Genomic DNA, 4,827 nt, shown 5'->3' with positions numbered 1-4,827 from the left:
GAAGGCGGCGCGGGCCCTGTACGACAAGGGCATGCAGGAGGCGCGCAAGGCCTTTCCCCAACTGGCCGGCGGCCCCCCGCAGAAGCATCACATCCACCCCCGCTACCTCGGCGGGCCGGACAGCGGACCCACCGTCAACTTGGACCCTGCCTATCACCAGCTCATCACCAATGAGTTCCGAAAGCATCATGGGTATGGACTTGGTACGCCAAACCTGAAACGGGCCCTGGAACTCATGCGGCTGGTCTACTCGAAATACCCGCTCCCTGGAGTGCACTTCTGACCATGCGAGAAACCATCGAACTCAGCATCTCGTCGGACAAGGCAGCGTCCTTCCTTCCTCCAGAAGTGGGCGAAGACCGGGGGTTGACCCGACGTCTGGTGCTTCCATCGAATGACCCGCTCCTGGAGAAGATACGAGAGCACGAGCAGGTATGGCAGCGGTGTGGCTCGACGATGCTGACCTACTTGGAAATCCACCGCGAATACACGCCCAAGGAGTTGCGACAGGGAGAGCTGTTGTGGCTTCGCGTGCGTCCCTTCTTCGAGCCTACGGGGGAGGACTGCGGCACGGTGTACGACGAAACGAAAGCCTGTCCGAAGTGTGGTGTCGGCGCCAGGCAGGTAGGGCCCCTGCACCTGGAGTTGAAGCGGATACCCAAGCGGGACATCGCCCGGACCCTGGGTGGAGAACTGGTGGTATCGGCTCGGCTGGCCGAGGAGATGAATGCCGCGGGCATCCGTGGCTACGAGCTGGGTCCCGTGGTGAGCCGGCAGGGCAAGCCAACCCCGCACTGGTATCAGCTGCTGCTGCCCAAGTGCCTGGTGGAGCTGGCGCCTCAGACTCGGGTGGGCGCCGACTTCTTCGTTCCGGAGCCCGACGCGGCCCGCTGCCCGGAGGGGCACGTGGTCGGGTTCGACGTCCTCTCAGAGCTCTACGTCCAGCGCTCCAGCGTGGGCGAGGTGGACTGGCTGTGCACGCGCCAGGCCGTGGGCCCTCGCCTGGGTGCCTACCGCCCTCTACCCCCGTTGCTCATCTCCCAGCGGCTGTACCAGTTCCTCACGGCGCGCAAGGTGAAGCGCTTCGACGTGGAGGTGGCCCACCTCGTCTGAGCCTACACCCCGAGCGCGCGAGCTGGATGTCATTGCGTGCCGCCCAGGTGCCGATGTTCTGCCGCTGGATGGCCGCGGCCATCAACTCCGGGAACTGGTCCGGCGTGCAGGCGAAGGTGGGGATGCCCAGGGCCGCCAGTTGTGCGGCGTGGTGGCTGTCGTAGGCCGGAGTCCCCTGGTCGCTCAGGGAGAGCAGGCAGATGACCACCACGCCACTGCGCACCAGCTCCGCGGCCCGCTGGATCATCCGCTGCGCGTTGCCTCCCTCGTACAGGTCCGTGATGAGCACGAGGATCGTCTGCGCCGGCCGGGTGACGATCTGCTGGCAGTACGCGAGCGCCCGATCGATGTCCGTGCCACCACCGAGCTGGGTGCCGAAGAGCAGGTCCACCGGGTCCGAGAGCTCCTCGGTCAGGTCCACCACCGCGGTGTCGAAGAGCACCATCCGCGTGGTCACCGCGCGCAGCGAGGCGAGCACCGCCCCGAAGATGCTCGAATAGACGACCGAGGCCGCCATCGAGCCGCTCTGGTCGATGCACAGCACCACGTCCCGCAGGCTGGAGCGCTTGCGCCCGTGGCCCACCAGCTTCTCCACCACCACCGCCTTCCGCTCGGGCTGGTAGTTGCCCAGGTTGGCCCGCAGCGTCCGGTCCCAGTCGATCTCCGCGCCCTTCGGCCGGCGCGTACGCGAGGACCTCGACAGCGCGCCACGAACGGCCCGCTCCGTCGGGGCTCGCAGGCGCCGCTCCAGGTCGTCGACCACCCGGCGCACCACCTTGCGCGCCGTCTCCTTCGTCTTCTGGGGGATGACCTTGCGCAGCGAGAGCAGCGTCGCCACCAGCGACACGTCCGGCTCCACCGCCTCGAGCATCTCCGGCTGCAACAGCATCTCCGTGAGCCCGAGCCGCGTCATCGCATCGCCCTGCATGACGCGCACGACGGAGGCGGGGAAGTACTCACGGATGTCGCCCAGCCAGCGCGCCACGTGCGGCGAGGAGCCTCCCAGGCCCGCCTTGCGCTCGGAGTCGTACAGCGCCGAGAGGGCCCGGTCCATGCGCAGCTCGGCCTCGCCGAGGGAGGCTCCCAGCGTCCCCTGCGCGGGCTCGCCCAGGACGAGCCGCCAGCGCTCCAGCCGCTCCTCTTCAGCCGACTTCGCCAATTCGCACCCCCAGGATGGTGGACAGCACCGGCAGCACCCGCGCCACACGCTCCGGCTCCAGCTCTTCCGTGACCGCCTTCGCACTCCCCCGAGCCGGTGCGGAGGAGAGCTGCTTGACCCGCTCTGCCATGGCGCGCCGCTCGGAGGTGCTGAAGTCGGCGAACGCGCGCCGCACCAGCGGCAGGTGCTCGACGAAGGACTCCCGTGTGAGGCTCGCGAGCCACCCGTCGAGCGCCGACCAGAGCTCCTGACGGTGCAGGAGCAGCAGCGCGCTCCCCGAGACGAGTCCCTCCAACCACGACGCCGCCTCGGCGGGAGGCACGGCCGTCGACAGCGCCCTCCGGGCGAGCGTCCCCAGCTCCTTGTCCTCCACCCGCCCGAGCTCCACCCGCAGCCGCAGCGCGGCCCCTCGCACGAGCCCGTGCACGGCGTCCCGGTGCACCAACTGTCCCAGGGCCTCCGCCCACGCCTCGCCGCGCTCGCCGCCCTCCAGCAACGCCACCGCGGCGTGCATGGCGCGCACCTGGTCGCGGCGCGTGCGCGCGGCCTCGTCATCGAGCGAGATGCACGCGCCGGACAGTCCGATGAGGATGCGCTCGAACAGCCCGTCGGCGATGGCGAGGATGGGGCCGGTGGGCGTCTCGCGGACGCTGCCGTAGCGGACCGCGTGCGCCAGGGCCGGGAAGGCCTCCATCAGCTTCGGCACATCCGCCGAGCGCGTCGAGAGCTCCTGCACGTGGCGCAGCACGGTGTCGATGGCGGCGGACAGCTCCGCGAGCAGGGACGCATCGAGCAGCGCCGTCAGCGTGCCGAGGTCCGTCGCATCCGTGGCGCGGGCCACCACGCGCCCCGAGGCCGCCGACTCCACCGTGTTGCCGAAGAGGCTCGCCTCGACGACGCGCACGGCCAGCTCGGGCTCCCACTTCAGGCGCCACGTCTCGCGGAAGGTGCCCGTCGAATTCCGGGGGTCCTCCTCCGGCATGCCCCAGGGGATGTCGAGCAACTGCAAGCGGTGCAGCAGCCGGCTCCGCTCCCGGTCCATGTCCTTGCGCAGGTCCAGCTCCTGCAACTTGCTCTCGGAGGAGGGTGGCAGGCGCAGCGACTTCTGGAGCGCGGCCAGGTCGCGGGCGAGCGGGACGGAGGGCACCTCGGAGGGGACCACGCCCAGGCCGGTACCGACCTCGAGCTTCTCGTGGACGAGCGCCAGCGGGGTGGCGTCCCCGCCGCACAGGACGGCGAGCGCGGCGTCTCGCAGCTCCGCCAGCCCCACGGTGGAGAGGCCCCGCAGGGCCGCGAGCGCCTCGGCGAGCCGCACCGTCTCGATGACGTTCGCGGAGGAGGCATCCAGCCCCTCGGCGCGGAGCAGGTGCGCGATGCGCGTGGCCCAGGTCGTCACCGGCCGCTCGGGCGTGAGCCACAGGTGCGCGTACCACCCCGGGGACTCCACGCCCGCGCCGTACCCGCTGCGCCAGCCGAGTCGGTCATACGTCCAGGGAATCCACGTGGCCGCCACCTTCACCTTCGGCAGCCCGCGCAGCAGGGCGTCGTCCTCGCGGGCGGGCCGTGGCTGCACGAGCGCCGGGGCGTGCCACGCGCCGCACACCACGGCGAGCCGCTGGAAGCCGTCCTTCTTCGCCTGGCGGATGCTCCGGCGCATGTGGGCCTCGCGCCGGGCCTCGCGCGGTGGCAGCTCGCCCTCGCCCTCGCGCAGGGCGGTCATGGCCTCCAGCACGGCTTCGAACACGCCCTCGGGGGCACTGCGCTGCTCGATGAGCTGCTCCCACCACAGCTCGCCGTCCTCGTAGCCCGCCGCGCGTGCGAGCGCCCCGAGCGGGTCCGTCCGGGGCGAGCCCGGCGCCTCCGCCGCCTCGACCTTCTCGGCGTTCTCCTCCTCGGGGGTCATCTGGTGGGTCTGCGGCAGGTCGATGAACCGCACCGGGAGGTTGCGCTCCAGGGCGTACTGAATGGCCTGCCACTCCGGCGAGAAGACGGCGAAGGGGTAGAAGACGGCCCGCGCCGGCCGGTCCACCGCGTAGACGAGCAGCGCCACCGGAGGCTTCATCTCCGCGTGGGCCGCGAGGGGCAGGAGGGCGTCCGCCTCCGGTGGGCCCTCGATGAGCACCACGTCCGGCTGGAGCCGTTCGAGCGCGGCCCGCACGCTGCGCGCGCTGCCCGGGCCGTGGTGCCGCACGCCGAGCACATGCACCGACGGGCTCGACTCTCCGCTCACAGCACCTCCATGCAGGCGCGGTAGAGGTCCTTCCAGCCCTCGCGCTCCTTCACCACCGTCTTCAGGTACTCCAGCCACACCACCCGGTCCTGCACCGGGTCCTTCACGATGGCGCCCGTGAGGCCCGCGGCGAGGTCCGGCGCCCGGAGCACGCCGTCCCCGTAGTAGCCGGCCATGGCCAGCCCGCCGTTCACCACCGAGATGATCTCCGCCGTGGACAGCGCGCCGGACGGCGTCTTGAGCTTCGTCGCGCCGTCCTCCGTCGCGCCGCCCCGCAGCTCGCGGAAGAGGGTGACCACCCGGCGGATCTCCTCCAGGGCGGGCT

At 71.0% G+C, this 4,827-nt stretch carries 4 protein-coding genes and 1 pseudogene; 2 read left to right on the top strand and 3 right to left on the bottom strand.

The window, feature by feature from the left end; genetic code table 11:
* On the top strand, positions 1-283 hold a 283-nt coding region (locus VF697_RS08700), incomplete at its 5' end, for a hypothetical protein (RefSeq protein WP_331093172.1).
* Between the two features lie 2 nt (positions 284-285).
* Complete coding sequence (locus tag VF697_RS08695) at positions 286-1,113, top strand: hypothetical protein (protein WP_331093170.1); 828 nt, start codon at positions 286-288, stop codon at positions 1,111-1,113.
* Here the strand turns inward: VF697_RS08695 and VF697_RS08690 are convergent.
* The 3 genes and pseudogenes from VF697_RS08690 to VF697_RS08680 all read right to left on the bottom strand — a co-directional run.
* Positions 1,061-2,272: a VWA domain-containing protein gene (locus VF697_RS08690; RefSeq protein ID WP_331093168.1), complete on the bottom strand. Its 1,212-nt coding sequence runs from the start codon at positions 2,270-2,272 to the stop codon at positions 1,061-1,063. The two genes, VF697_RS08695 and VF697_RS08690, sit on opposite strands and share 53 nt — an antisense overlap.
* The gene (locus tag VF697_RS08685) at positions 2,256-4,502 is read right to left on the bottom strand and encodes a DUF5682 family protein (RefSeq protein WP_331093166.1); all 2,247 of its coding nucleotides are present in this window, start codon (positions 4,500-4,502) and stop codon (positions 2,256-2,258) included. The genes VF697_RS08690 and VF697_RS08685 overlap by 17 nt, the downstream gene beginning before the upstream one ends.
* Positions 4,499-4,827, bottom strand: a pseudogene (locus VF697_RS08680) (ATPase); the annotation flags it as partial. The gene VF697_RS08685 and the pseudogene VF697_RS08680, both read right to left, overlap by 4 nt.

The sequence above is a fragment of the Archangium sp. genome, from assembly GCF_036388035.1.
In the GTDB taxonomy this organism is placed as follows: Bacteria; Myxococcota; Myxococcia; order Myxococcales; family Myxococcaceae; genus Archangium.
The sequence above is the reverse complement of the archived record's forward strand: the minus strand, read 5'-3'. Positions and strand labels throughout refer to the sequence as shown.